Origin of the sequence: Actinomadura sp. NPDC049753 (genome assembly GCF_040674655.1) — a bacterium.
In the GTDB taxonomy this organism is placed as follows: Bacteria; Actinomycetota; Actinomycetes; order Streptosporangiales; family Streptosporangiaceae; genus Spirillospora; species Spirillospora verrucosospora.
The window spans coordinates 1-25,473 of sequence record NZ_JBFARL010000004.1 but is presented as its reverse complement, the minus strand read 5'-3'; the positions used below and the strand labels follow the sequence as shown (position 1 = coordinate 25,473).

Below are 25,473 nucleotides of genomic sequence, written 5' to 3'. Positions count from 1 at the left end.
AGCAGAGAGGGGCAGAGGGCGAGCATGGCGGTGGGAGAGGCGAATCCGCCCCGCGCCGGCGCGTCCCGCCGACCCGTGCCGGACGGTCCGGACGTCGCGGGCCGGGTGCGGGACCGGCTGCGCGTCCTCGCGTGCTGCCTCGCGCTGACCGCGCTCGCCTTCGGCACCCGCCCCGGCGCGATCCTGGCCGACACCAAGATCGACATGGCGGTGAACCCGCTCGGGTTCCTCGGCCGCGCCCTGCACCTGTGGGACCCCGAGCAGTTCGGCCAGCTCCAGAACCAGGCCGTCGGCTACCTGTTCCCGATGGGCCCGTTCTTCGCGCTCGGCGACCTCGCCGGAATGCCCGCCTGGATCACCCAGCGGTTCTGGCTGGCGCTGCTGATGTGCCTGGCGTTCACCGGCACCTGGCGCCTCGCGGGGCGCCTCGGCTTCGGCGCCGGTGGGGACGGGCAGGGCGCCCGCCTGTTCGCGGCGATGGCCTACGCGCTGGCCCCGAACGGGCTGGCCACGCTCGGGCAGATCTCCTCGGAGTACCTGCCGGTCGCGATGCTGCCCTGGATCGTCCTGCCGCTGGTCGGCGCGGCGGCCGGGGAGACGGGGCGGCTCAGGGCGGCGGCGAGGTCCGGACTGGCGATCGCCTGCTGCGGCGGCATCAACGCGACCGCGACCGTCGCCGTGCTGGTCGTCCCGGTCGTGTACGTGGCGACGCGGCCGCGCGGATCGTTCCGGGCGCGGATGCTCGCGTGGTGGTCGGTGGCGGCGGGCGCGGCCGTGGCCTGGTGGCTCGCCCCCCTCCTGCTCACCGGAACCTACGGCTTCTCCTGGCTGACCTACACCGAGAAGGCGCGCACCACGGCCGGGCCGACCGGCCTGATCAACGTCCTGCGCGGCGCGGAGCGCTGGGTCAACTACCTGATCGTGGACGGGCAGGTCTGGTGGCCGGTCGGGCACGGCCTGTCGCTCGGCCCCGTCGCGATCGTCTGCACGGGCCTCGCCGCCGCGATCGGGCTCGCCGGGCTGTTGGGCCGGCTGCTGCCCGAGCGGACGTTCCTGCTGCTGACGCTGCTCGCCGGGCTGGCGATCCTGTCGATGGGCCACCTCAGCGGCCTGCCGGGCCCGTTCGCCGGGCAGCTCCGCGATCTGCTCGACGGCCCGCTCGCCCCGCTGCGCAACCTGCACAAGTTCGACGCGGTCGTGCGGCTGCCGCTCGCGCTCGGCCTGGCCCACGCGCTCGTCGCCGCGGCCCGCCACACGGCGGGCCGCGTGCGCGGCCGCGGGGCGGGGCCCGCGTCCGGCCCGGTGCTGAAGTCGCTGCTCAGCGTGCCGGTGGCCGCCGCCGTCGCACTCGGCGGCATCGGCGTCACGGCCGCCTCGCGGGGCCTGTCCGGGCCGGGCGAGTTCACGGAGGTGCCCCCGTACTGGCGGGACGCCGCGGCATGGATCAACGCGCGGGCCGGGCGGCAGGGGGTGCTGGCCGTCCCGGGCGCGCCGTTCGGCGAGTACCTGTGGGGCCGCCCCATGGACGACATCGTCCAGCCGCTGCTGTCGGCGCGGTGGGGCGTCCGGCAGCTCGTCCCGGCCGGGTCGCCCGGGTACACGCGCGCGCTCGACGCGATCGACCAGCAGGTCCGGTCCGGGCAGGGGTCGCCCGGCCTGAGCGCCTTCCTCGGCCGGATGGGCGTCCGGTACGTCCTGGTGCGCAATGACCTGCGGCGCGAGACGCTGCGGGGCGCCTGGCCCGCCCGCCTCCACCAGGCGCTCGGCGACTCTCCCGGGATGCGGAGGGCCGCCGCGTTCGGCGCGCCCGTCGGCGGGGACGCCGACGACGCGGTGACCGCCGTCGACCAGAAGTACCCGGCGCTGGAGGTCTACGAGGTCGCCGGCGCCGCCGGCGTGGCGACCCTCGCCGACGCCGCGAACCCCGTCCGCGTGTACGGGGGGCCGGAGTCGCTGCTGCCCATGGCCGACGGCGGCACGCTGCCGGACGGGCCCGTCCTGCTGGACGACGACGCCGCCGACCTCAGGGGCGCCCCGGTCGTCACCGACTCGCCCCGCCTGCTGCGCCGCAACTTCGGCGAGCTGCACCAGACGTCCCCGACGCTGACCGCCGCCCGCGAGGGCGAGGCCGCCGACGTCCTCGACACGGGCTGGAAGCGCTACGCGACCCACGTGACGTACGGCGGCGGCGTCCGCGACGTCACGGCGTCCACCTCGGCGGCGGGCGACGACGCCGTCCCGCAGGCGCGCGAGCCCGAGGCGACCCCGTTCGCGGCGCTCGACGGCGACCAGTTCACCGCCTGGAAGACGGGCGGCTGGCACGGGCCGGTCGGGCAGTGGCTCCGCGTCGACTTCGACCGGCCCCGCGAGGTTTCGAACCTCACCGCCGCGTTCCTCCAGGACGGGTCCCTCGGCCCCGCCGTCTCGCGCGTCGCCGTCGAGACCGAGAACGGGACGGTGCGGCAGGACGTCCAGAAGATCGTGACCGGGCAGCCCCTCCGCGCGCCCGGCGGCCCGACCCGCTGGCTGCGGCTGCGGATCCTCGGGCTGGCCTCCGAGCCGCTCGTCCCGGGTTTCGCCCGCGCGGGCGTGGCGGAGCTGTCGATCGGCGGCGTGCGGCCCGCCCGCACCTTCACGATGCCCGCGCCCGCCGGCCTCGCCGGGCCCGCGACGTACGTGATGAGCCGGGCGCAGGGCGCCGCGGGCGAGTGCGTGAAGGGCAGCCGCCGCTGGGTGTGCTCGCCGTCCCTCGGGTCCGGCGACGAGGAGGAGGCCGGGTTCGACCGGACGTTCACCGCCGCCGCGGGCCGGGCCGCCGTCACCGGGACGGCCGTGCTCACGGACCGGCGGCTCGTCGAGCGGTTCACCGCCGTCCGCGGGCAGCCGGCCGTCACCGCGAGCTCGGTCCTGGCCGACCATCCCGCCGACCAGCCGAGGGCGGGCTTCGACGGCGACCCGCAGACGGCCTGGATCGCGGGGGAGCGGGACGAGGCCCCCACGTACACCGTCCGGTGGAAGGGCCGCAAGCGGCTGGCGGCCGTCACCGTCACCCGTCCGCCCTCCGCCTCCGGGCCGATGCGCGTCCGGGTCGAGGGGGCGAACGGCCAGACCCGCGAAGGGCTGTCCGACGCCCAGGGCAGGCTGGCGTTCGCCCCGATGACGACCGACCGGGTCACGTTCACCTTCTTCCGGGAGAGCCAGGCCCAGCCCATCCAGGTGACCGACCTCGTCATTCCCGGCGTCAAGCCGATCCCCGACGTCCGCGCCCTCCCCTTGCGGCTGCCGTGCGGGTACGGCCCGAAACTGCGGATCGGCGGCGCCGCCGTCCAGACCAAGGCGACCGGCACGCTCGGCGACCTGCTCGCGGGCCGGCCGGTGCGGTTCAGCGCCTGCGCGCCCGCCGCGCTCCAGGCGGGCCGGAACCGGCTGGCGTCCGCGCCGTTCGACCCCTACCGCCTCGACACGGTGACGGTCGGGGCGAAGCCTCGCGCGGCCGCGGCGGCCCGGCCATCGCAGCAGGTCAAGGTGCTCGAATGGGGCTCCAGCACGCGCAGGCTGGAGGTGGACGCCGCCACCGCCTCCTTCCTCACCGTGAACGAGAACTTCAACACCGGATGGCGCGCGACCGTCGGCGGCACCGAGCTGCGTGCCGTCCGCCTCGACGGCTGGAAGCAGGGCTGGGTCGTCCCGAAGGGCACCAGCGGCGTCGTCGAGCTGGCCTACGCCCCCGACCGGGCGCAGCGGACCGCCGTCGTCGCGGGCCTCGTCCTGCTGCTCGTCCTGCTGGTGATCGCCGTCTGGCCGTCCCGGCGGGGCCGGCGGCGCGGCCCGGAGCCCCGCGCCCTCGTCGCCGGGACGGGCTGGCCCGCGTGGGCGGCGGTCGGGCTGGCCGCCGCGCTCGGCGGCTGGATCGCCGGCCTGCCCGGCCTCGCCGTCACGGCCGCCGTCGCGGCCGCCTGCGGCTGGGCCCGCACCCGCCGCTCCGCCGTGCCGCGCGCCCTGGCCTCGCCGTGGCCGGTCGCGCTCGCCATGCTCGCCGGGGCGGGCTGCCTCGCCGCCGGTGTCCGGCTCGACCTGATCGACAACCCGGCGGCCCCGTCCGGCCCGCTCGGCGACATCGCCCCGCAGCTGCTCGGGCTCGTGATCGTCGGGCGGCTCGCGGTCGAGCTGTGGCGCCCGAAGCCGCCCGGCGGCGGCTCCGGCGGCCCGATCCCGCTCAGCTGGACGGCGCCCGGGCAGGGTCCGCCGGACGGGACGGCGCCCGGCGGCGGGTCAGCCGCTGGACCGGCCACTCCACCAGATAGTGGGTCAGGGCCCCCGCTGCGATGGTCGCCGCAGCCACCACCGGCAGATCCGTCACGACGTTCCCCCGGAAGCCGCGGCCGGTCGCGTCGAACCAGGCGATGATGATCAGGAGCTGCCACAGGAACACGCCGTAGGAGATCCGGCCGAGGAACCGCATCACCGGGTTCCCCAGGATCGCGCCGAGCGCCGGATGGTCCGCCGGAGCCAGCGCCACCGGCGCCACGAGCGCCGCCGCGCACAGCCCGAACACGACCACGTGCAGCAGCGACGTCCAGAAGGCGTCCGGCGTCTGGAGGCTGAGCGGCCCGGCGGCGGGCGTCGCCGCCACCACGTACAGCATCGCCGCCGCGACCCAGCACGCCGCCCACGAGTCGGAGACGGCGCGGCACACCGCGGCCACGGGACGGCGCTCGTCCAGCCGCGCCCACACCGTCACCACCGCGAGCGCCATCCCGATCGCGAACCAGGCGAAGTACCGCGGCAGCCAGACCCCCATCCCGGTGTGCCGCTCCGGGACGAACATGAGGACGGTCCACGGCAACGACAGCGCCGCGTACAGGCCGATCCCGACGAGGAGCCGCCTGGCGCGGACGCCGACGTCGCGGCTGCCCGTCCGGCGCGCGTACCAGGAGAGGGCGGCCGCGGTGAACGGCAGCAGGACGTACCAGCCGGCCTCGACGACGAGGCTCCACATCTGCCCGAGCTGCGCGGGCCCGAGATCGCCGTTCCACCACGGGTCGGGCAGGTAGGTCTGCGTCAGGGTGAGCAGCGATCCCCAGGTCAGCGGGTCGCCGATGTGGTCGCGTCCGGCCGTGAGCATGAAGACCACGACCACGGCCCAGTACGCGGGCAGGATGCGGAACACGCGCCTGCGCAGGTACTCGGCCGTCCGCGGCGCGGCCCGCCCGTCCAGGACGGCCGCCGCCCACGGGCGGTAGAGCAGCAGCCCGGAGAGCGCGAAGAAGATCGGCACGCCCACCTGGCCGCCGTTGAACAGCCACCGCGCGCCGTTCGGATTGGTGATCGAACCGGCCGCGCTCGCGACATGGAAGACCAGGACGACGAGAGCCGCCACGGCCCGCAGGCCGTCCACGGTGTCCTGGTGCCCCGATATGGGCGGCGCCGCAGACGGAACCGCCCGCTCACCGGCCCTCACGAACCCGAACTCCCGAGCCCCCCGTGCTTCCTGAGCACCAGGACGAGGTTCCAGGTGGCTATCTCGCGCAGGCCCGGGACGTGTACGACGGCCTCCGCCCAGCGCGGGTGGTAGCGGGGCAGCGCGTCCAGGACGGTCGCCTGGTCGTTCCCGCGGGCCCACCTGAGCGCCGACGACACCGACACCGGGTGCAGGCCCAGCCCGAACCGGTTCTTCGGCGGGAACCCGTTCCGGCGCTCGTAGCGCCGCGCGGCCCGGTCGCCGCCGAGATAGTGCCAGGGGGACGTCTCGTGGCCGCCCCACGGGGACAGCCAGTTGGTGAACGACAGGAAGATCGTCCCGCCGGGCCTGGTCACCCGGACCATCTCGTCGGCCATGCGCCAGGGCTCGGGGACGTGCTCCAGGACGTTCGAGGAGAAGCACACGTCGACCGACCCCGTGCGGAAGGGGAGGGCCAGCGCGCTCCCGACGAGCGTGTTCGGCACGTCGACGGCGTGCGCCGCCAGTTCGGAGAGGTCGTGGTCGATGCCCGTGCAGCGCGCCCCGGCGTCCGCCAGCGCGCGGGCGAAGAAGCCGGAGCCGGTCCCCACGTCGACGACGGTCGCCCCTGCCAGATCGGCGTACGAGCCGAGCTGCGCGACGGTGTCGCGCGCCATCAGCCCGTAGAAGTACTCCGGTTCGCTCTGCTCGCGCCGGAACGCGCTCAGCAGCCGTACCGACCGCGCCAGCGTGGCCCGGTGCCCGTTCCCGGGACGTGCTCCGTCCCGCCTGGGGGGCGCCGCCGCCATCGCCACCTCACCGTCCGTGTCGTCGGGCCCGGTCGTCCCGCCGATCGGGCGCCCGCAAGGTAACGGGGAGCTTACCGACCAGTACGGCGGTCCGGTAGGGTGACCCGGACATGCTGGAGGTGGGGCTCGACGGCTCGGCGAGGCCCCCGCCCGCCGTGCGAGCGACGGCAGCCCCGGAGGTGTTCATGCGGCGACCGGTCGGCCTGGTCCTGATCGGCCTTGGCGCGTTCTTCCTCACGCTCGCGCCGCTCGTCCGTTTCTACGTCGCCGACCAGGTGGTCGTCGCGCCTCTGAACCGCTACCAGGTGACGAACCTGGAGTCGAAGGGATCCACGTACTTCGACGAGGCCGACCTGAAGCTGAAGACCGGCGTCACCCTGCTGGCCAAGAACACCGTCCGCGGGGACGTCCGCGCCAACGAGGGCAACGACGACATCGCGGTCTGGGACTCCACCACCAACATCTACAACCAGGAGAAGCCGGACAAGCCCGTTCAGATCCAGGGCTACCGCATCGCCTTCGACCGTCGGACCGGCGTGCTGACCAACTGCTGCGGCGCCAACGTCGACGGCGACAACGGCGTCCGGATGACCGGGTACGGGCTGCTGTTCCCCATCGCGAACGTGCAGAAGAAGGACTACCCCTTCTACGACATGACGACCAAGCAGACGGCGCCGATGCAGTTCAACGCCGTCGAGAAGGTCCACGGGCTGACGACGTACCGGTTCACCCAGACGATCCCGCTCACCAAGACGGCCGCGCTGGACGCCAAGCTGCCCGCGAAGATGCTCGGCCTGCCCGAGGACGCGGGGAGCCAGAAGGTCGACCGGTACACCGAGGCCTACAACACCGTCTGGGTCGACCCGCGCACGGGCATCCCGGTCAAGCACCGCGAGAACATCCGCAGCACCGTCCGCACGGCCGACGGCAGGGGCTCGATGATCGTCGCGCAGGCCGACCTCATCACCGTCGACAGGGACCAGAAGGGCCTGGTCGGCATGGCGAACAGCACCGCCCTGCAGATCGACATGGTGCGCAGCTACGTCCCGGCCGCCGGCGTCCTGCTCGGCCTGGTCCTGCTCTTCGTCGGCGGCCACCTCGGCATGTCCCGCCGCGAGGCCCCGCCCCTGGAGGCCCCGCGCCGCCCCGACGGCAAGTTCGGCGACATGACCCCGCCCGGCCCGCCCAGGCCGTCCGGCCCGCCCGGACCGGCCAAGCCGTCCGCGGCGCCCACCGAATCAGCCGCGCCCGTCGCCCCCTCCGCCGGACCGCCCGAGACCCGCCGTCCGGCGCCCCGCAGCCAGCGCCAGCAGCGCAGGGCCGCGGGTCCCGCGAAACGCCGCTGACCCCGCGGGCCGACACGGCCCGCCGTCTCATCGCCCGGCCGGCGGTGCCCGCCCCCGTGCCCAGTTCGCGCCGCGACCCGTATGCCGCTCTGCACACCTCGCCGCCGCCTCCTGGTCCGCGGCGGTGGAAGGGGCGTGCTCGGCCGCGTGCGTCCGGTCGCCTTCGTGCCGCGTCCCCCGGCTCCGCGGGCTTCGCCGCTGCCTCCAGCTCTTGCAGCCGCGGCGTTCCGCGTGCGTCGGCCCGTCTCGCCGAGCGCTCTTGTTGATACGTGTTCTAGAAGCCGGGCTGGCATGCGCCCGGGATGAGATTCCTAACTAGAACCTGTTGCAGTTTTGCGGGTCCGCGCCTAGGGTCGTGGCTGTGCGGACACGAGTCACCGAACTATTCGGCATCGAGTACCCGATCTTCGCGTTCAGTCATTGCCGCGACGTGGTCGCGGCGGTGAGCCGCGCCGGCGGCATGGGCGTCCTCGGCGCCCTGCACTTCACCCCCGAGGAGCTCGAACTCGAGCTGAAGTGGATCGACGAGCACGTCGGGGGCAAGCCCTACGGCGTCGACGTCGTGATGCCCGCCAAGTACGAGGGCGCCGACGTCGGCGACGCCGAGGAGCTGCTCGGCAAGCTCCAGGGCATGATCCCGGCGCAGCACCGGGAGTTCCTGGAGAACCTGCTGGCCGAGCACGGGGTCGACCCGCCGAGCGAGCAGGCCGGCAAGGCGCTGCTCGGCTGGACGGACGTGACCGCGCGGCCGCAGGTCGAGGTGGCGCTCAAGCACCCGATCGCGCTGCTGGCCAACGCGCTCGGCCCGCCCCCGGCGGACGTCGTCGAGCAGGCGCACGAGCACGGCGTGAAGGTCGCCGGGCTGGCGTCCAACGCCCGGCATGCCCGCAAGCAGGTCGAGGTCGGCGTGGACATCATCGTCGCGCAGGGCACCGAGGCGGGCGGGCACACCGGCGACGTCGCCACCATGGTCCTCATCCCCGAGGTCGTGGACGCCGTCGGCGAGGACACCATCGTGCTCGCGGCGGGCGGCATCGGGCGGGGCCGCCAGATGGCCGCCGGCATGGCGCTCGGCGCGGACGGCGTCTGGACGGGCTCGATCTGGCTGACGGTCGACGAGGCCGACACCCCGGAGCGGGCCCTGCCGAAGCTGCTCAACGCCACGTCCCGCGACACCGTCCGGTCCCGGGCCTGGACGGGCAAGCCCGCGCGCTTCCTCAAGACCGCGTGGACCGAGGCGTGGGAGAGCGAGAACTCGCCGGGCTACCTCCCGATGCCGATGCAGTTCATGCTGATCGCCGACGCCCTGCCCCGGATCCAGCGGTCCGGCGACGGCGAGCTGGTCACCTTCCCGGTGGGCCAGATCGTCGGATCGATGAACCAGGTGAAGCCGGCCGCCCAGGTCGTCTACGACCTGATCGAGGAGTACGTCGAGGCGATCGAGCGCCTGAACGCCATCACCGAGGGCTGACCGCCCCCCGAAGGCCCCGGCCGGCGCTGTTCCTCCCAGCGCCGTCCGGGGCCGCACGCGTTCCCGGCCGTGCGGCGGCCCGGACGAAGATCATTAAAGCCCGGATACCGGCGGTGGCCGCTGTTACGGTGTGCCCGCGTCAAGATCATTTCTTCGGGGAAAGGTACCGGGTGAAGAGAAGCAGAAGGCTCGCCGTGTTCGCGGGGTCCACCCTCGCTCTGGGGGCGGTCGCCGCCGCCGGGATCACCGCGGCGCGCCCCGGCGAGCACCGCGCGGCGTCCGTCGCGGACGCCGCCGCGACCACGTGGCCGCTCGTCCAGAGCAGCCCGAAGGCCGACACCGGAACCAGCCTCAGCGGTCTGGCCACGGCGCCGGACGGCACCATGTGGGCCGCCGGCGGCCGGCAGGCGAGCGGCGTCTCCAAGCCGATCCTCCAGCGTCTGACCGGCGACACCTGGAGCGACGTGACGCTGCCGGCGGCCGCCGCCCCGTACCGCTTCAACGCCGCCGCGGCCACGTCGGCGTCGAACCTGTGGCTGGCCGCCCAGCTCAACACCTCGGGCGACTCCCACGCCGTGCTGCGCTGGAACGGCACGGCCTGGAACACGTTCAAGGTCCCGCTGGGCTTCCAGCCCACGGACATCGCCACCGCGGGCCCCGGCAGCGCATGGGTGGTCAGCGCCTCGGCGGCCAAGCACTGGAACGGCACGGCCTGGGCCGACACCCCGATCGGGATCAAGCCCCGCGCGATCACGGCCGTCTCGCCCACCAGCGCGTGGGCGGTCGGCTGGGCGGGCGAGGGGCTGCCCGCCACGGCCCACTGGAACGGCACCTCGTGGACCACCGTCCCGTTCCCCCCGGTGGACGGGGTCGTCCGGGGCGAGATCGCGTCCGCCCTGAGCGACGTGTACGCCGCCTCTGAGAACGACGTCTGGGCGGTCGGGACGGTGCGGGTGCCCGACGAGACGGGCAAGACGGTCGCGCGGTCGATGCTGGCGCACTGGAACGGCACCGAGTGGAGCAACGTTCTCGGCGCCCCCGGCACCTACCTGACCAGGGTCGCCTCGGACGGCGCCGGCGGCATCTGGGTCTCCGCCGGCGACGTCATGCGCCACCGCACCGCGGCGGGCGTCTGGTCCGACGAGAAGCTGGCCCAGCCCACCGGGACGAAGGCCGTTCCCTCGGAGTTGGCCCTCCGCCCGGGCACCACGACCATGTGGGCGGTCGGTTGGACGAGCACCGACGCGACCCGGTGGGCCGACCTGGCCCACTGGCGCAGCAACTGACGACCGCGGAGAAGGAACCCGGCCGGCGTCGTTCCTCCGGCGCCGACCGGGATCCTCGGGGGGCGGGTCAGAAGCGGGTCATCCAGGACAGTGCGCGGGCCAGGACGTAGTAGACGGCGCCCGCGAGGGCCCAGTTGATGTAGAGCTGCTCGTCGGGGTCGCTGCGCGTGAAGACGTCGTGGAACGGCGTGGCGAGCCAGCGTCCCGCGTCGAGCGTGGCGTCCACCAGGGTGTTGCCGGGGTTCGCGTCGCCCCACGTCAGCAGCATGCCGAGCGCGAGGATCGCGACCGCCGCCCAGCCCGCCGCCATGATCATCGCGCTGACGGGGTTCGGCCTGGTGCGCCGCCAGCGCGGCGGCTTGCGCTGGACGGCCGTGCCGTCCGTCCGCCGCCAGAGCGCCCGCCGGGGCGGACGGGGGGACGTCTCCTCCGGGGTCGTCTCGTGCTTGCGTCCTAGATGCAAGGCCATGGCCTCGTCCTTCCGTGCTCGCTTCGCCCCAGGCGATGCCACGGGAGGCCCCCCGCAAACCTGGCCCCTATTTACGGACAGGCCATTTTCCGTCGGACGGGCGTCACTTGCCGTGGTAGACGGGCGGGCGCTTCTCCTTGAAGGCGCGCGAGCCCTCCTTGGCGTCCTCGGAGCCGATGACCGGCCAGCCGATCTCGTCGGAGATCTTGAGGGCGTCCTCCTCGGACAGGTGCTGGGTCTCGCGGTAGGTGCGCAGGATGCCCTGCACGGCGAGCGGGCCGCAGGCGGCGATCTGGTCGGCCAGCTCGCGGGCGGCGGCCAGCGCCTGCCCGTCCGGGACGATCTTGTTGATCAGGCCCATGGCGAGGGCCTCCCGCGGGGTCACCGAGCGGGCCGTCAGCAGGATGTCCATCGCGTTGGCGTAGCCGATCTGGCGGGGGAGGCGGATCGCGGAGCCGCCCATGGGGAACAGGCCGCGCTTCGCCTCGTACAGGCCGAGGGTGGCGCCCTCGGCGACCACGCGCAGGTCGGTGCCGACGAGCAGCTCGGTGCCGCCCGCCACGGCGTAGCCCTCGATGGCGCAGATCAGCGGCTTGGTCGGCTGGCCCTCGCGCAGCAGGCCCTTCCAGTGGAAGTTGGGGATCTGCGCCATCCGCTCCTGGACGCGGGGGTCGGACGGCTGCTGCCCCATGGCCTTCAGGTCGGCGCCGGCGCAGAACGTGCCCTCGGCCCCGGTGAGGATGGCGACGCGCACCTCGGGGGTGTCGGAGATGTAGGCCCAGGCGTCGGCGAGGCCCACCAGCATGGACGAGCTGAGCGCGTTGCGCGCCTCCGGGCGGTTCATCGTGACGATGACGACGTGGCCGTCGCGCTCGACGATGCAGTGCTCGGTGCTGATCGGCAGCCGTTCCGTCATGGTTCCTCCAGCTCAGATGTCAAACGAGAACAGATTCTAGTTAAGCCGCTGCCCTACCGGTAGGGGTTGAACTGCAAAACGAGAACGTGATCTACTTTGGCTGCCGGGCGCCCGCAGCGGGTGCCGGTGCTCTGTGCTCTGTGTGCTCTGTGCTCACGTAGGGAGATCCGATGGGGTCATTGGGCTTTTGGCGGCTGGCGCAGGCCGATCCCGAGTGGGTCGCCGCCGTCGATCCGGACGGGACGCAGCACGCCGCGGGCGACCTGCTGGCACGCGCGAACCGGCTCGTCCACGGCCTGCGCGCGCTGGGACTGGAGAAGGGCGACGGCATCTGCGGCCTCGTCCCGAACGGCGCGGACGGGGTCGTCCTCTACCTGGCGGCGCTCCAGGCGGGCTGGTACTACACGCCGATCAACTGGCATCTGACCGGCCCGGAGATCGGCTACATCGTCGCCGACAGCGAGGCCAAGGCGTTCTTCGTCCACGAGCGGTACGCCGCCGAGGGCGCGCGGGCGGGCGAGGAGATCGAGGCCCACCGGCGGTTCGCGTTCGGGGAGGTCGAGGGCTTCCGGCCGATCGCGGAACTGGTCGACGGGCAGCCCGACACCCTGCCGGACGACCGCAGCAACGGCGCCACGATGCACTACACGTCCGGCACGACGGGACGGCCGAAGGGCGTCAAGCGGGCGCTGGCCGGGCTCGACCCCGACGACAGCGCCGAGCTGATGACGTTCCTGCTCGGCATGTTCGGCATCCCCCCGGGCCGCCCCGCCGGAGGAGAGCACCAGGCGCACCTCGTCACCTCCCCGAACTACCACACGGCCGTCACCCAGTTCGGCGGGACGGCCCTGCAGATGGGCCACACGCTCGTCTACATGGACAAGTGGGACGCCGAGGAGACCCTGCGGCTGATCCAGGAGCACCGCGTCAGCAACACCCACATGGTGCCGACGCACTTCAAGCGGCTGCTGTCGCTGCCGGAGGACGTCCGGTCCCGGTACGACGTGTCGAGCATGAAGTGGGCGATCCACGCGGCGGCGCCGTGCCCGGTGCCGCTCAAGCAGCAGATGCTCGACTGGTGGGGCGACTGCATCTGGGAGTACTACGCGGCGACGGAGGGCGGCGGGACGATCGCCAGCCCGGCCGACTGGCGCGCCCACCCCGGCACCGTCGGCAACGCCTGGCCGATCAGCGAGCTGCTGATCGTGGACGACGACGGCGAGCCCGTCCCGACCGGGACGCACGGCACGATCTACATGAAGATGGCCGGCGTCGAGTTCGAGTACAAGGGCGACAAGGAGAAGACGGAGAAGAACCGGCTGAAGGACTTCTTCACCGTCGGGGACATCGGGTACCTGACCGAGGACGGGTTCCTGTTCCTGTCCGACCGCAAGGCCGACATGATCATTTCGGGCGGGGCGAACATCTACCCGGCCGAGATCGAGAACGAGATCATCCTGCATCCCAAGGTCGGGGACGTGGCCGTGTTCGGCATCCCGGACGAGGAGTGGGGCGAGCAGATCAAGGCCGTGGTGGAGCCCGCCGAGGGCGTCGAGCCTGGGCCGGAACTCGCGGAGGAGATCCTCGCGTCGCTGGAGGGGCGGCTGGCCAAGATGAAGTGGCCGAGGTCCGTCGACTTCATCGAGGCGATGCCGCGCGAACCCAACGGCAAGCTCCTCAAGCGCAAGCTCAGGGACCCGTACTGGAAGGACCGCGACAGTGCCATCTGACACGGCGCCCGTCGAGAGCGCGCCCGCCGACGCCGGGCGGCCCGAGCCGAACCACGTCCTGGAGTTCCCCGGCGGTTACACGCGCTCGGTCGGCCCGGTGATCGGCCGCTTCTTCAGCGAGCTGCGCGACGGCCGGCTGGTCGGCGTCCGGACCGCGGACGGCAGGGTCCTCGTCCCGCCGTCGGAGTACGACCCGCAGACCGGCGAGGACGTGACGGACGAGTTCGTCGAGGTCGGCCCGGTCGGGACGGTCACGACCTGGTCGTGGGTGGCGCACCCGGCGAAGGAGCACCCGCTCGACCGCCCGTTCGCCTGGGCGCTGATCCGTCCGGACGGCGCCGACACCGCGCTCCTGCACGCCCTCGACCTCGGCATCTTCGACGAGGGCGCCAAGCCGCCGAAGTTCCTCAAGACGGGGATGCGCGTCCGCCCCCGGTGGCGGGCCGAGCGCACCGGCGGGATCGGCGACATCGAGTGCTTCCAGCCCGAGGTCACCATGATCAACGCGCCGACGCGGCTGGAGTACCGCCTGAAGGGCGGGCAGGCCCTGCGGCGCTTCCTGGAGGGCATGTCCGAAGGCCGCATCCTCGGCCACCGGTGCCCGGTGTGCGAATCGGTGATCGTCCCGATGAAGGGGCTGTGCCCGCGCGACGGCGTCCCCACGACCGAGGAGGTGGAGCTGCCCGACACCGGCACCGTCACCACCTTCGCGGTCAACAACATCCCCGACCCGCGCGCGCCCGAGGTGCCGTTCGTGTCCGCCTACGTCCTGCTGGACGGCGCGGGCCTGACGATGCTGACGCTCGTGGCGGGCATCCCGGCCGACCAGGTCCGGATGGGCATGCGGGTGAAGGCGGCGTGGCGGCCCCGCGAGGAGTGGGCGCCGACGATGGGCAACATCAAGTGGTTCGAGCCCGTCGACGAGCCCGACGTCCCCTTCGAAGAGATCAAGGACTTCATGTGATGCCTCGTCCCGTGGCCGTGGTCGCGTTCGCGCAGACCGAGCACAGCGGTGAGGACCGGGGGATGGCCGAGATCGAGATCCTGGCCCCCGTCATCACCGAGATCAAGGAGCGGACGGGCCAGAAGCAGTTCGGCTTCACCTGCTCCGGATCCTGCGACTACCTCGCCGGCGCGCCCTTCGCGTTCGTGTCGGCGCTGGACGCCATCGGCGCGTGGCCGCCGATCTCCGAGAGCCACGTCGAGATGGACGCCGCCTGGGCGCTGTACGAGGCGTGGGTGAGGCTCCAGCACGGCGACATCGACACCGCCCTCGTGTACGGGTTCGGCAAGTCGTCGCAGGGGAACCTGCGCGCCGTCCTCACCCAGCAGCTCGACCCGTACCACCTGGCGCCGCTCGGCATCGACGCGGTGTCCCTGGCCGCGCTCCAGGCCCGCGCCTACATGGAGCGGTCGGGCGCGAAGGAGGACGACCTGCGCGCGGTCGCCGCGCGGTCCCGCGAGGCCGGGCGCGGCAACCCGTTCGCGCTGCACCTGCCCGAGCCCGAGGGCGACGACTACGACGTCGCCCCGCTGCACCCCTACGACGTCGCGCCCGTCACCGACGGCGCCGCCGCGATCGTCCTCGCGGCGGGCGACCGGGCTCGCGACCTGTGCGAGCGCCCCGCGTGGATCACCGGGATCGACCACCGCACCGAGCCGCACGCGCCGGGCGTCCGCGACCTGAGCCGCTCGGACTCGGCCCGGATCGCGGGCGAGAAGGCCGGCGCGGCCGGGATCGAGGTCGCCGAGCTGCACGCGCAGTACACGCACGAGGAGCTGATCCTGCGGGAGGCGCTCGGCCTCGGCGAGGACACGGCGGTCAACCCGTCCGGCGGGCCGCTGTCGGCGAACCCGATGATGGCCGCCGGCCTCATCCGGATCGGCGAGGCCGCGGCCCGCGTCCACGACGGGTCGGCGTCCCGCGTGCTGGGGCACGCCTCGTCCGGCCCCTGCCTCCAGCAGAACCTCGTCTGCGTCCTGTCGGGAGAGAACCATGGCTAACCGTTGCGCGATCATCGGCGTCGGGCAGACGGCGTACAAGACCAAGCGGCTGGACGTCTCGATGGCCGGGCTGCTGCGCGAGGCGGCCCGCCGGGCGCTGGAGGACGCCCAGCTGACCTGGAAGGACATCGACGCGGTCGTCGTCGGCAAGGCCCCCGACCTGTTCGAGGGCGTGATGATGCCGGAGACCTTCCTCGCCGAGGCGCTCGGCGCCGCCGGCAAGCCGATCATGCGGGTGCACACCGCCGGGTCGGTCGGCGGCTCCACGGCGATCGTCGCGGCGGGGCTGATCCAGGGCGGCGTCCACGACCGCGTCCTCACGATCGCGTGGGAGAAGCAGTCGGAGTCGAACGCGACGTGGGCGCTGACCGTGAACTCGCCGTTCACGACGTCGCTGGTCGTGGGCGCGGGCGGCTACTTCGCCCCGCACATCCGCGCCTACATGCGCCGTTCGGGCGCCCCCGACCACATCGGGACGCTCGTCGCGGTCAAGGACCGGCAGAACGCGCTGAAGAACCCGTACGCGCACCTGAAGATCCCCGGCATCTCCCGCGAGATGGTCGAGTCGACGCCCATGCTCTGGGAGCCGATCCGGTACCTGGAGACGTGCCCGTCCTCGGACGGCGCGTGCGCGATGGTGCTGGCCTCGGAGGACGCGGCGAAGAAGGCCCCGGCCCCGCCCGCGTGGGTGCACGGCACGGCGATGCGCTCGGAGCCCATGCAGTTCGCCGGGCGCGACACCGTCAGCCCGCAGGGCGGCAAGGACGCGGCGGCGGACGTCTACCGGCAGGCCGGGATCTCCGACCCGCGGCGCGAGCTGGACTGCGCCGAGGTCTACGTCCCGTTCTCCTGGTACGAGCCGATGTGGCTGGAGAACCTCGGGTTCTGCGGCGAGAGCGAGGGCTGGAAGCTCACCGAGGCGGGCGCGACGGCACTGGACGGCGACATCCCGTGGAACCCGTCCGGCGGCGTGCTGTCGTCCAACCCGATCGGGGCGTCCGGGATGATCCGGTTCGCCGAGGCGGCGCTGCAGGTGCGCGGCCGGGCGGGCGAGCACCAGGTGGACGGCGCGCGCCGCGCGCTCGGCCACGCCTACGGAGGCGGAGCCCAGTTCTTCGCCATGTGGATCGTCGGCAGCGACAAACCCTGATTCCCGGAGGCCCGTCCGATGGAGTTCAACCACGCTGACCTGTTCGAGGGCGTCGCGGACGCGATCGGGGACCGTCTCGCGCTGGTGTGCGGCGACCGGCGCCTCACCTACGCCGAGCTGGACGAGCACGCGAACCGCCTCGCGCACCACCTTTCGGACGCGGGCGTCCGGCCCGGCCAGCACGTCGCCGTCCAGCTCTACAACGGCGTCGAGTACGCCGCCGCGCTGCTGGCCGCGCTGAAGATCCGGGCCGTGCCCATCAACGTCAACTACCGGTACGTGGAGAGCGAGCTGCTCTACGTGTACCGGGACTCCGACAGCGTCGCGCTGCTGTACGACGTGGAGTTCGAGGACCGCGTCGCGGCGACCGTCCCGGAGGCGCCCGAGCTGCGGCACCTCGTCGCGGTGGGCGGCGAGCCGTCCATCCCGGGCGCGGTCGCCTACGACGAGGCCCTGAAGGACGCCTCCGGCGCACGGGACTTCCCGGCGCGCTCCAAGGACGACCTCTACATCATCTACACCGGCGGGACCACGGGGATGCCGAAGGGCGTCATGTGGTCGACCGAGCAGATGCTGCTCGCGTTCTGGAACCCCGCCTATCCCCGTCCGACCAGGCCGGAGGACGTCGTCGAGAACGCCCGGGGCGGCGGCCCGATGACCATGATGCCGGTCGCGCCCCTGATGCACGGCGCCGCTCAGATGGCCACCTGGATCGCCTGGTTCATGGGCGCGACGCTCGTCTACACGCGCAAGTTCGACGCGGCGGACGTGTGGCGGACGATCGAGCGGGAGAAGGTCAACTCGCTGACGATCACCGGCGACGCCATGGCGATCCCGATGGCCGAGGAGCTGGCGCGCGGGGACTACGACACCTCGTCCCTGCTGGCCTACGTCTCCACCGGCGCGATCTTCACCGGGACGGTCCGCGACCGCATCCAGAAGCTGCTGCCGAACACGATGATCCTGGACCGCTTCGGCTCGACCGAGTCGGGCTCGACGGCCGAGGCGGTCGCCGGCTCCACCCCGGAGAAGGGCCTGCGGTTCGCGCCGGACGTGGAGAACGTCACCGTCCTGGACGACGCGTTCCAGCCCGTCAAGCCGGGATCCGGCGTGCTCGGCCAGGTCGCCCGCACCGGCCACATCGCGCAGGGCTACTACAACGACCCGGAGAAGACCGCCAGGACGTTCCCCCTGGTGGACGGCCGGCGCTGGCTGCTCACCGGCGACATCGCGACCGTGGAGGAGGACGGCTCGATCGCCGTGTACGGCCGCGGCTCGCAGGCCATCAACACCGGCGGCGAGAAGGTGTTCCCAGAGGAGGTCGAGGCCGTCCTGAAGGGCCACCCCGCCGTCTACGACGCGGTCGTGACGGGCATTCCGGACGAACGCTGGGGGAGCCGCGTCGCGGCGGTGATCCAGCCCTCCGGTGCGGAGCCCTCCTCCGAGGAGCTGAACGAGCACTGCCGCAAGAAGCTGTCGGGCTACAAGGTGCCGCGCGTCTACGCGTTCGTCGCCGAGATGAAGCGGTCCCCGGCCGGCAAGGCGGACTACCGCTGGGCGAAGCAGGTGGCGGAGGAGGCCAGATAGGGGTCGGCCCCGAACCTTCGTGGGGTTCGGGGCCAGGAGCGGACCTCTGTTAGTGGTCCTAACGAAAGCCATGGTAGGTCGCGCCCCGTAGTGGTGCGATCATTGAACGGTGTCGGCTGCGCCACATGCCGTCGCCGTCCCGCCTGGTCCCGCCGGGTTCGGGTCGATAGAATCTCCCCCAGAGAGTCGCTCTTGAAATGAGTGTCTCTATATGAGAGAAAAGGGAGAGAGGTTCACGGCGTGTCGACCCCGGAGCGCGAGCGGATGGCGGGCGAGCTGCAGATGGCGATGCAGCGCAGCACGATGTTCACGGTGCTGCTGCACCATGCCACCGCGAGCAAGGCGGGCATGAACGTCACCGACGCGCAGTGCGTCAACGCGCTGACGCTCGACGGCCCCCAGACGCCGGGCCAGCTCGCCCAGCTCATGGGCATCACGACCGGCGGCGCCATCACCGCCGTCATCGACCGCCTGGAGCGCGCCGGCTACGTCCGCCGCACCCGCGACCCCGACGACCGCCGCCGCGTGATCGTCGAACTCGTCGAGGAGAACGTCGCCCAGTTCGCCCGCTACTTCGAACCGATCGGCCGGGCCTTCCGCGACCGCCTCGACACCTACACCGACGACCAGATCGCCGTCCTCCTCGACTGGATCCGCCACAACAACGAGACGATGCCGTCCGTGATCGAGGAAATCCGCAAACTCCCCTGACGGCCCCTTGCACGCCGCCGCCGGAGACGGAACGGCGGAGGAGTCCAGGTGGGCGGCGGCGGCCGCGCGGCCGGCCTCCGATATGACCCTGCACCGCCCACGCGGTTCGGACGCGCCCCGATTTCGGTGAGACGGATGTGGGCGGGGTTGCGAAGATCGCGGACGAAACCCTGACAGAGGGTGTCAGGTTTTGGGGGGAGGGTGGGGGCACCGGCCAGTGCTGGGGGATGAAGTGTGGACCGGACCCTTCGGACTAGGACTCGTCATGCGTGAGACCAGAGAAGAACTCAAAGAGCTCCAGACCCTTCTGGACGGCTCCCTTTCCCGTTCCACCGCGCATCTGCGGTCGATCATCAACACGGAGAGGACGTTGACCGCCGAGCAGCTCTGCCGGGTGCTCACCGGCATGTGCACGCTGGCGCTGTCCACGGTGACCGCCAAGGGGGAACCGCGGATCAGCGGTGTGGACGGGCACTTCCTGCACGGGAAGTGGCACTTCGGCACGGCGCGCGAGGCGGCCAAGGCGCGCCATCTGGCCGCCCGGCCCGCCGTCAGCGCGGCGCACATGCGCGGGGAGGACCTCGGCGTGTTCACGCACGGCACGGTGGAGATCCTCAACCCGCGGGAGGGCGAACCGGCCCCGGACTGGCCGGACCTGCTCGCCTACTTCAAGGGTTTCTACGGTGGGGACGCCTTCGACTGGGACGACGAGATCGTCTACTACCGCCTGCACCCGCACTGGATGGCCGCCTACGCGCCCGACGCCGCCAAGCTCACGGAAACGGCCGGATCCTGACCGCCTGACCGGAATCTTGTTATCGTCCGGAAGCCGGCCGGCGGGCCCGAGGCCGTCGCCCGCCGCGATCTCACCCCGGCACGAATCGAGGTACCGCGATGGACTCCTCCGCGCCGGGAGCGCAGCCCTTCGGTCCCCGGTTCAGGCTGGGAGGGATCTCGGCCACGGCGAGCGGCGTCCTCTTCCTTCTCAAGTCGGTCCTGGACTTTCTCGTGGGGGACCCACCGTCCGAGGGCGCGCGGCTGCTGTCCTGGACGGCTTCGCATCGGTCTTCGTTGTCCCTGACGAACGAGGTGCTCTTCTTCGCGGTCGTCCTGCTCATCCCCGTGGTCTTCGCGCTCTACCGCAGTCTGGACGGGGCCGGCAGGCCGTGGGTCGGGTTCGGCTGCGGCATCCTCGCGCTGGCCGTGGCGATCGTCTTGGCGCTGGTCTTCGTCCACGGACGGCTCGTGTACCCCGTCTACGGCATCGACCTTGACGAACCGGCCACCGTCGCGCTGGTCGTTTCCCTCTACTACGGCGGCATGCACGAGGTCGCCCTTCTCCTGGGCGCCGCCCTCGTCATGCTCGGCCTGTCGATGAGACGCGGAGACTTCGGCCGTGCGGTCGCCGTCTTCGGAGTCATCGCGGGGACGGCTCAGCTCGCCGGCGCCTTTCCGTGGCTCGCCGGCCCCCTGCTGACCTCGATCGTCCAGGCGATGTTCGCCCTGTGGTTCGTGCTCGTCGGGCTGAGACTCCTGCGTTTCCCGGTCAGGGGGTGAGGCGCGCCCGACTTCGCCGAGCTGGCGACCGGGGTCCTGACCCGTGGTGCGTCCGCCCGGCCAGGACCTCGGTCGAGGGTCGGGTGGCGCACGGGGCGCTCTCGGTTCAGTGCGGTGTTGGGATCGCCGTGGCGGGAGTGACCTCCTGGCGGTGGACGATCACGTCGAACCACTGCCGCAGCGTTCCGCCCGTCATGTACGAGCCGGGGCCGGTGTGGGGCAGGCCCCTGGTCTGGACGGGGGCGTCCAGCCATCTGCGCACCGGCGCGGGAGCCGGTGTGCGCAGGTCGATGGTGAACTGCCCGGTGCGGACGCCTCCGAAGGGGCGCTCGAACCAGTTCGGAGCGGGACGCGGCATGGGCGCGGTCCGGCCGCCGCCGAGGCTCACCGTCCCGTGGTCGAAGGTGAAGCCGATCGACCGGTAGCGCGGGCCGTACCAGCGGCGCAGGTACGAACCGGCGCTGGCGAAGCGCATGTCCGGTTCGGACGGCCCGACGATGCGCATGCGCGGCGCGTTGGCGGTGTGCGGGGAGGCCGCCCAGTAGGCGATCTTGTCGCGGCTGAACCCGCGCCACCATCTCAGGTTCCGCGCCGCGTGGGCGTCCCTGTAGGCGTGCTGGTCGGCCTCCGGAAGGCTGTAGTGCTCGTAGAACGACAGGATCTGCCGGGCGTCGTGCACGGCCAGGGCGTGCGCTCGGTCTCCCGGCCGATGCGGCAGCCCCTCGACCAGGGCGTACATCGCACGGGCGTGGCGGACGTACGGCTGCTTGTCCTCCACTTCTTTGTATTCCATGACGTACTTCCACATGTCCGAAGTCCGTGGCCGGAGGAAGCGCAGGTGCCGCCGAAGCTCGGGCAGGCGATCCGGGGCGGTCGCGGTGATGTGGGCCCGGACGGCGTCGTAGGCCGGCAGGCCGGTGAGGAAGTACTCCACACCGACGAAGCGCACCTTGTCGGCCCGGCCCGCGTTGAAGTCGCGGAGCCAGCGCAGCACATCGGCGACTTCGCCGGTCTGGTACTGGGGGAGCATCTGCCGCATCAGCGCGTCCAGATCCCCTTCCCCGGTCCGGATGTACCGGTCGATCTGGACGCCCGTCGTCCAGTTCTCCTCCCAGGCCACGGATCTGAAGCCGAGCCTCTCGACCATGAGGCGGAGCGCGCGGTGCTTGAGCCGCGTCTCCTCACGGGTGCCGTGCACCGACTCGCCGAGGCCGACGACGGTCGCGCCGCCGATCGAGCGCAGCAGCGGCGCCTGGTCGTCCAGAGGCGCCGCGGGGTCGAGGGTGCGCAGGGCCGCGGTGTTGCGGTCGACCCACGCGGTCACCGGTTCCGTGCGGGCGTCGGCGCTCGCGGCGGGGGCGCCCGCGAGCACGGTCCCGATGCCGGTGGCGGCCGCCAGAAGCGCTGTCGCCCGCACGTTCCGTCCAAGGTGATTCATGGTTTCTCCCTTCGACCGTCATCGTGGCTCGCCGGTTCCGCGGGGCACGTCCACCGAGGGGCGGCACGTCGAGTACGCCCGGCGGCGTAGATCACCGTTTGCTCGGATCGCGCACGGTGGTTCCGCGAGGAGAAGCCGGTCAGGGGGTGAGGCGGCCTCGGAGGAGGGCCAGCAGGGTCGCCTGGACGTCGTCCAGGGAGCGGCCGGGTTGGAGGGCGCGCCAGTCCAGGGCGACGGTGAGGACCATGCCGAAGACGGCGGAGGCGGCCGTGCCGGTGTCCAGGTCGGAGCGCAGGTCGCCGGTGGCGACCGCTTCGCGCAGGACGTCGGCGACGACGCCGATGGCGCGTTCGCGGATCAGGCGGGCGGCGTGCTGCCAGTCGCCGCCGGCCCGCCACGTCTCGGCGATCAGGAGCCGGGCGAAGGGCTCGTGCTCGCCGATGAACGCCAGCTCGGCGGCGACGACGGCCTCCAGCGCCTCCAGCGGGGGGCGGCCGGACGCGGCGTCGCGCAGCGCGGTGGCGAGGCGGTCGACGCCGTACTCCAGCAGCGCCGCGAACAGCGCGGCCTTGCTGTCGAAGTTGTAGTAGACGGTGCCCTTGGCCACACCGGCGCGCTCGGCGATCTGGTCGACGGTCGTCGCGGCGAGCCCGCTCTCGGCGATCAGCTCGATCGCCGCGGTGAAGAGCTTCTCCCGGGTCGCGATGCGGGCCACGTCCCCTGCCTCCGATCAGAGCTTCAGTGCCGGGTGCAGGCGCTTCACCGTCCAGACCCGGTTGTGCCGGACGGCCAGGGCGGTGAGCGCGAGCCCGCCGGCGAGGAACGCGACCAGCACCGCACAACCCTGCCACACCGAGGACAGGTCGCCGCCGCTGATCAGGTGCCGGACGGCGTCCACGACCCACGGCATCGGCAGGTACGGGCGGACGGCCTGGAAGAACGCCGGGCTCGTCTCGATCGGGTACGTGCCGGCGGCCGAGGTGAGCTGGAGCATCAGGAGCGCCAGCGCGATGATCCGGCCGATCGGGCCGAAGCGGGCGTTCACCCACTGGATCACCGCGAGGAACGCGGCGGAGGCGAGCGCGAGGAACGCGACGAGGCCGGGCCAGTGCTCGGCGCGCAGGCCGAGCGCGAAGTGAAGGACGGCGAGGACGACGCAGGCCTGCGCCGCGCCGATCGCCGCGGCGGGCAGCCAGCCGGCGAGGGCGACACGGCGTCCGGGCGCGGTGCCCGCGAGCGCGCGGGGGTTCAGCGGGCGCAGCAGCATGTAGATGATCATTCCGCCGACCCACAGGGAGAGCGGGACGAAGAAGGGCGCGAACCCCGTCCCGTAGTTCGGCACCTCGTTCTCGGTGGCGCTGGCGAGCCGCACCGGGTTGCTCATCATGTCGTCGCGTGCGTTGCGTTCCCCGGCGCCGTAGTTCGGAATCTGGGAGACGCCCTCGTGGAGGCCGTTCGCCAGCCGCTCGTTGCCGTTGGAGATCTGCGCGAGGGCCGTCTCCAGCGTCACGGCGCCGCCGGACAGCCGCCCCAGCCCGCCCCGCAGTTCGCCCGCGCCTCCCGAGAGCGTGCCGAGCCCTGCCGTGAGCTGGGACGATCCGAAGAGCAGGCGGCCGGCCCCCGCGTTGACCTGCTGGGTTCCGGCGTTGAGGCGGTCGACGTCCCGGCGCGCCTTCTCGACCCTGGCGGCCAGGGAGGGCGCGTCCTTGGCGATCTTGCGGGCGGCCCGCTCGACCGTGCGGGCGTCGGCCGCGACCCTGCGCAGGTCGCCGGTGTGGTCGCTGATGTAGCCGTCCACCTGCTTCGCGACGGTGACGACCTGCGCGGCCGCCCGGGTGAGGTCACGGCGGACGTCCGCCGGGACCTCCGGGTGCGCGGCGAGATAGGCGTTCAGTTCGGCCTGCGCCTTCTCCGCGCGCTGGACGGCGGCGGCGGTCTGGGCGGGAAGCCGTCCGGCGCCGTCGGCGAGGGCGTCCGCCCCCTGGGCGACGGCGAGCGCGGCCCGGCGGATCTCGGGGGCGTTCTCCCTCAGCAGCGGCACGAGGGTGTCGCCCGCGCGGTCGACGGTCCCGGTCAGCCGCTGCATTCCGGCGGCGACCTGGCCGGTTCCGGTGCGGAGCTCCTCCAGGCCGGAGGTCAGCCTGCCGCTGCCGGCGCGGGCCTCGTCGATGCCGCCCTTCAGCTCGCCCGCGCCCGCCTCGGCCTTGCCCGCGCCTTCGGCGAGCTTCCCCGCGCCGTCGTGCGCCTGGCCGGATCCCGCGGCCAGCTTGTCCGCGCCCTGGGCGGCCTTGCCGAGTTCGCCGTGCAGCTTGCCGAAGGAGAGGAAGATCTGGTCGAAGTAGCCGCGCACCGCCTCGCTCCCGGCGGCGGCGCTGATCTCCTTGAACGCGGCCTGGGCGAGCGTCCCGACCACGTAGTTGTTCGCGTCGTTCATCTGGAGCCGCAACCCGGCCGGTGCGGGCGTCCCGTCCCCGGACGGCGACGCGATCCGCGCGCTGAAGTCGGCGGGGATCGTCAGCGACATGTAGTACTTCCCCGACCGGACGCCCTCCTCGGCCTTCGCCGCCGAGACGGTGCGCCAGTCGAAGACCCTGCGCTTCTTCAGCTCGTCCGCCAGGTCGGCCCCCGCGTGGACGGTCCTGCCGCCGGCCTGGGCGGGCTGGTCCTGGACGACGAGCGCGACCGGCACGTGCTGGAGCCGCGCGTACGGGTCCCAGAACGACCAGAGGTAGAGGCCGGCATAAAGCAGCGGAAGCAGCACGAGCCCGGCCATCGCGACGCGGGTCAGCCGGTTGCGCTGGAAGCGGCGCAGCTCAAGGCCGCCCGAGGTCAACGCGGGAAGTCTCATCGGGGGGTCTCCTGGCTTTCGGGGGTACCGCTAGAGCGGGAGTGTGTGCGTGGCGACGCCCTCGGCGGGCGCGGCGTCGTGGCAGGACGCGATGACGGTGACGCCGCCGGCGGCGATGGCGGCCAGCCGTCGCCACAGGTCGCGCTGCCGTTCGGCGGGCAGGCCCTCGTCGACGTCGTCGAGCAGGAGCAGCCCGGGATCCCCGGCGAGCGCCAGGGCGGCGCCCAGGAGCTGGGCTTCGTCGGGCGCGAGTTCTTCGGCGAGCGTCCCGGGGGCGACGTCGAGGCCGACCCGTTCGAGGGTCCGGCGCCTGCGGGCCTCGCGCCCGCGGAACCTGCCGAGGACGCCCTCGCGCAGCGCGAGCGCCTCGTCGACGTGCTCCCGGACGGTCAGCGCCGGGTCGAGTTCGGTCACCCCCGGCACGAGCCCGAGGGCCGCGACCCGCTGGATCCGCCTGAGCCCGGTGACCTCGCCCACCGCGACCGCGCCCTCGGCGGGCCGCATCCGCCCGGCGAGCGTGAGCAGCAGCGCGGTGCGCCCGGTGCCCGCGATGCCGCTGACGGCGACCAGCGCGCCGCCCGGGACGTCCAGTTCGACGTCGCGGAACACCCAGCCGCGCGCCCCCTTCACTCCGAGGCCCCGCGCCCGCACGGCCGAGCCGTGCGCGGGGGGGGGGCCGGCGGGGGGGGGGGCCCCGGCCGCCCCCCCGCC

General features: G+C 72.9%; 19 protein-coding genes and 1 pseudogene. 12 read left to right on the top strand and 8 right to left on the bottom strand.

What is annotated here, in order from left to right:
• Positions 1-24: 24 nt before the first annotated feature.
• Positions 25-2,106, top strand: a pseudogene (locus tag AB0K37_RS01960) (alpha-(1->3)-arabinofuranosyltransferase family protein); the annotation flags it as partial.
• 2,110 nt (positions 2,107-4,216) lie between these two features.
• Here AB0K37_RS01960 and AB0K37_RS01955 read toward each other — a convergent pair.
• Together AB0K37_RS01955 and AB0K37_RS01950 are read right to left on the bottom strand one after the other, a co-directional pair.
• Positions 4,217-5,398 (bottom strand): acyltransferase, encoded by a 1,182-nt coding sequence (locus AB0K37_RS01955; protein WP_363973349.1) that lies wholly within the window; start codon positions 5,396-5,398, stop codon positions 4,217-4,219.
• Between the two features lie 59 nt (positions 5,399-5,457).
• Complete coding sequence (locus AB0K37_RS01950) at positions 5,458-6,249, bottom strand: methyltransferase domain-containing protein (RefSeq protein WP_363973346.1); 792 nt, start codon at positions 6,247-6,249, stop codon at positions 5,458-5,460.
• A gap of 185 nt (positions 6,250-6,434) precedes the next feature.
• Between AB0K37_RS01950 and AB0K37_RS01945 the strand changes: the two genes are divergently transcribed.
• From AB0K37_RS01945 to AB0K37_RS01935, 3 genes are all read left to right on the top strand, one after another.
• Positions 6,435-7,595, top strand: coding sequence for a porin PorA family protein (locus AB0K37_RS01945; RefSeq protein WP_363973343.1), 1,161 nt, complete (start codon positions 6,435-6,437; stop codon positions 7,593-7,595).
• 361 nt (positions 7,596-7,956) lie between these two features.
• Entirely contained in the window at positions 7,957-9,066 is a 1,110-nt protein-coding gene (locus AB0K37_RS01940; RefSeq protein ID WP_363973340.1) for a nitronate monooxygenase family protein, read from the top strand.
• Positions 9,067-9,236: 170 nt separating this feature from the next.
• Positions 9,237-10,352: a hypothetical protein gene (locus AB0K37_RS01935; RefSeq protein ID WP_363973337.1), complete on the top strand. Its 1,116-nt coding sequence runs from the start codon at positions 9,237-9,239 to the stop codon at positions 10,350-10,352.
• Positions 10,353-10,419: 67 nt separating this feature from the next.
• Here the strand turns inward: AB0K37_RS01935 and AB0K37_RS01930 are convergent, their stop codons facing one another.
• Together AB0K37_RS01930 and AB0K37_RS01925 are read right to left on the bottom strand one after the other, a co-directional pair.
• Entirely contained in the window at positions 10,420-10,821 is a 402-nt protein-coding gene (locus tag AB0K37_RS01930; protein ID WP_363973334.1) for a hypothetical protein, read from the bottom strand.
• A gap of 103 nt (positions 10,822-10,924) precedes the next feature.
• The gene (locus AB0K37_RS01925) at positions 10,925-11,737 is read right to left on the bottom strand and encodes a crotonase/enoyl-CoA hydratase family protein (RefSeq protein WP_363973331.1); all 813 of its coding nucleotides are present in this window, start codon (positions 11,735-11,737) and stop codon (positions 10,925-10,927) included.
• Between the two features lie 170 nt (positions 11,738-11,907).
• Between AB0K37_RS01925 and AB0K37_RS01920 the strand changes: the two genes are divergently transcribed.
• From AB0K37_RS01920 to AB0K37_RS01885, 8 genes are all read left to right on the top strand, one after another.
• Complete coding sequence (locus AB0K37_RS01920; protein ID WP_363973328.1) at positions 11,908-13,467, top strand: acyl-CoA synthetase; 1,560 nt, start codon at positions 11,908-11,910, stop codon at positions 13,465-13,467.
• On the top strand, positions 13,457-14,431 hold the full coding sequence (locus AB0K37_RS01915; protein WP_363973325.1) for an OB-fold domain-containing protein: 975 nt from the start codon (positions 13,457-13,459) through the stop codon (positions 14,429-14,431). The genes AB0K37_RS01920 and AB0K37_RS01915 overlap by 11 nt, the downstream gene beginning before the upstream one ends.
• A complete protein-coding gene (locus AB0K37_RS01910) occupies positions 14,431-15,471 on the top strand; it encodes a thiolase domain-containing protein (RefSeq protein ID WP_363973322.1) in 1,041 nt (346 codons plus the stop codon). The genes AB0K37_RS01915 and AB0K37_RS01910 overlap by 1 nt, the downstream gene beginning before the upstream one ends.
• A complete protein-coding gene (locus AB0K37_RS01905; protein ID WP_363973319.1) occupies positions 15,464-16,621 on the top strand; it encodes a thiolase domain-containing protein in 1,158 nt (385 codons plus the stop codon). The genes AB0K37_RS01910 and AB0K37_RS01905 overlap by 8 nt, the downstream gene beginning before the upstream one ends.
• 18 nt (positions 16,622-16,639) lie before the next feature.
• Positions 16,640-18,208 (top strand): acyl-CoA synthetase, encoded by a 1,569-nt coding sequence (locus tag AB0K37_RS01900; protein ID WP_363973317.1) that lies wholly within the window; start codon positions 16,640-16,642, stop codon positions 18,206-18,208.
• 240 nt (positions 18,209-18,448) lie between these two features.
• On the top strand, positions 18,449-18,919 hold the full coding sequence (locus tag AB0K37_RS01895; RefSeq protein ID WP_363973314.1) for a MarR family transcriptional regulator: 471 nt from the start codon (positions 18,449-18,451) through the stop codon (positions 18,917-18,919).
• Positions 18,920-19,184: 265 nt separating this feature from the next.
• Positions 19,185-19,715 (top strand): pyridoxamine 5'-phosphate oxidase family protein, encoded by a 531-nt coding sequence (locus AB0K37_RS01890; RefSeq protein ID WP_363973311.1) that lies wholly within the window; start codon positions 19,185-19,187, stop codon positions 19,713-19,715.
• Positions 19,716-19,990: 275 nt separating this feature from the next.
• The gene (locus tag AB0K37_RS01885; RefSeq protein ID WP_363973308.1) at positions 19,991-20,476 is read left to right on the top strand and encodes a hypothetical protein; all 486 of its coding nucleotides are present in this window, start codon (positions 19,991-19,993) and stop codon (positions 20,474-20,476) included.
• A 106-nt stretch (positions 20,477-20,582) separates the two neighbouring features.
• Here AB0K37_RS01885 and AB0K37_RS01880 read toward each other — a convergent pair whose 3' ends face one another.
• The 4 genes from AB0K37_RS01880 to AB0K37_RS01865 form a co-directional block, all read right to left on the bottom strand.
• The gene (locus AB0K37_RS01880; protein ID WP_363973305.1) at positions 20,583-21,914 is read right to left on the bottom strand and encodes an erythromycin esterase family protein; all 1,332 of its coding nucleotides are present in this window, start codon (positions 21,912-21,914) and stop codon (positions 20,583-20,585) included.
• Between the two features lie 139 nt (positions 21,915-22,053).
• Positions 22,054-22,629, bottom strand: coding sequence for a TetR family transcriptional regulator (locus AB0K37_RS01875; RefSeq protein ID WP_363973302.1), 576 nt, complete (start codon positions 22,627-22,629; stop codon positions 22,054-22,056).
• A gap of 15 nt (positions 22,630-22,644) precedes the next feature.
• The gene (locus tag AB0K37_RS01870; protein ID WP_363973299.1) at positions 22,645-24,762 is read right to left on the bottom strand and encodes a YhgE/Pip domain-containing protein; all 2,118 of its coding nucleotides are present in this window, start codon (positions 24,760-24,762) and stop codon (positions 22,645-22,647) included.
• Between the two features lie 30 nt (positions 24,763-24,792).
• Positions 24,793-25,473, bottom strand: a 681-nt coding sequence (locus AB0K37_RS01865; RefSeq protein ID WP_363973296.1) for an ATP-binding cassette domain-containing protein, incomplete at its 5' end; no start/stop codon positions are given.

Excerpts from the sequence above, each read along its gene's own strand:
- AB0K37_RS01930 (WP_363973334.1), bottom strand. The coding sequence starts at position 10,821 with ATGGCCTTGCATCTAGGACGCAAGCACGAGACGACCCCGGAGGAGACG.
- AB0K37_RS01870 (WP_363973299.1), bottom strand. The coding sequence starts at position 24,762 with ATGAGACTTCCCGCGTTGACCTCGGGCGGCCTTGAGCTGCGCCGCTTC.
- AB0K37_RS01925 (WP_363973331.1), bottom strand. The coding sequence starts at position 11,737 with ATGACGGAACGGCTGCCGATCAGCACCGAGCACTGCATCGTCGAGCGC.
- AB0K37_RS01900 (WP_363973317.1), top strand. The coding sequence starts at position 16,640 with ATGGAGTTCAACCACGCTGACCTGTTCGAGGGCGTCGCGGACGCGATC.
- AB0K37_RS01905 (WP_363973319.1), top strand. The coding sequence starts at position 15,464 with ATGGCTAACCGTTGCGCGATCATCGGCGTCGGGCAGACGGCGTACAAG.
- AB0K37_RS01910 (WP_363973322.1), top strand. The coding sequence starts at position 14,431 with ATGCCTCGTCCCGTGGCCGTGGTCGCGTTCGCGCAGACCGAGCACAGC.
- AB0K37_RS01920 (WP_363973328.1), top strand. The coding sequence starts at position 11,908 with ATGGGGTCATTGGGCTTTTGGCGGCTGGCGCAGGCCGATCCCGAGTGG.
- AB0K37_RS01945 (WP_363973343.1), top strand. The coding sequence starts at position 6,435 with ATGCGGCGACCGGTCGGCCTGGTCCTGATCGGCCTTGGCGCGTTCTTC.
- AB0K37_RS01950 (WP_363973346.1), bottom strand. The coding sequence starts at position 6,249 with ATGGCGGCGGCGCCCCCCAGGCGGGACGGAGCACGTCCCGGGAACGGG.
- AB0K37_RS01890 (WP_363973311.1), top strand. The coding sequence starts at position 19,185 with ATGCGTGAGACCAGAGAAGAACTCAAAGAGCTCCAGACCCTTCTGGAC.
- AB0K37_RS01880 (WP_363973305.1), bottom strand. The coding sequence starts at position 21,914 with ATGAATCACCTTGGACGGAACGTGCGGGCGACAGCGCTTCTGGCGGCC.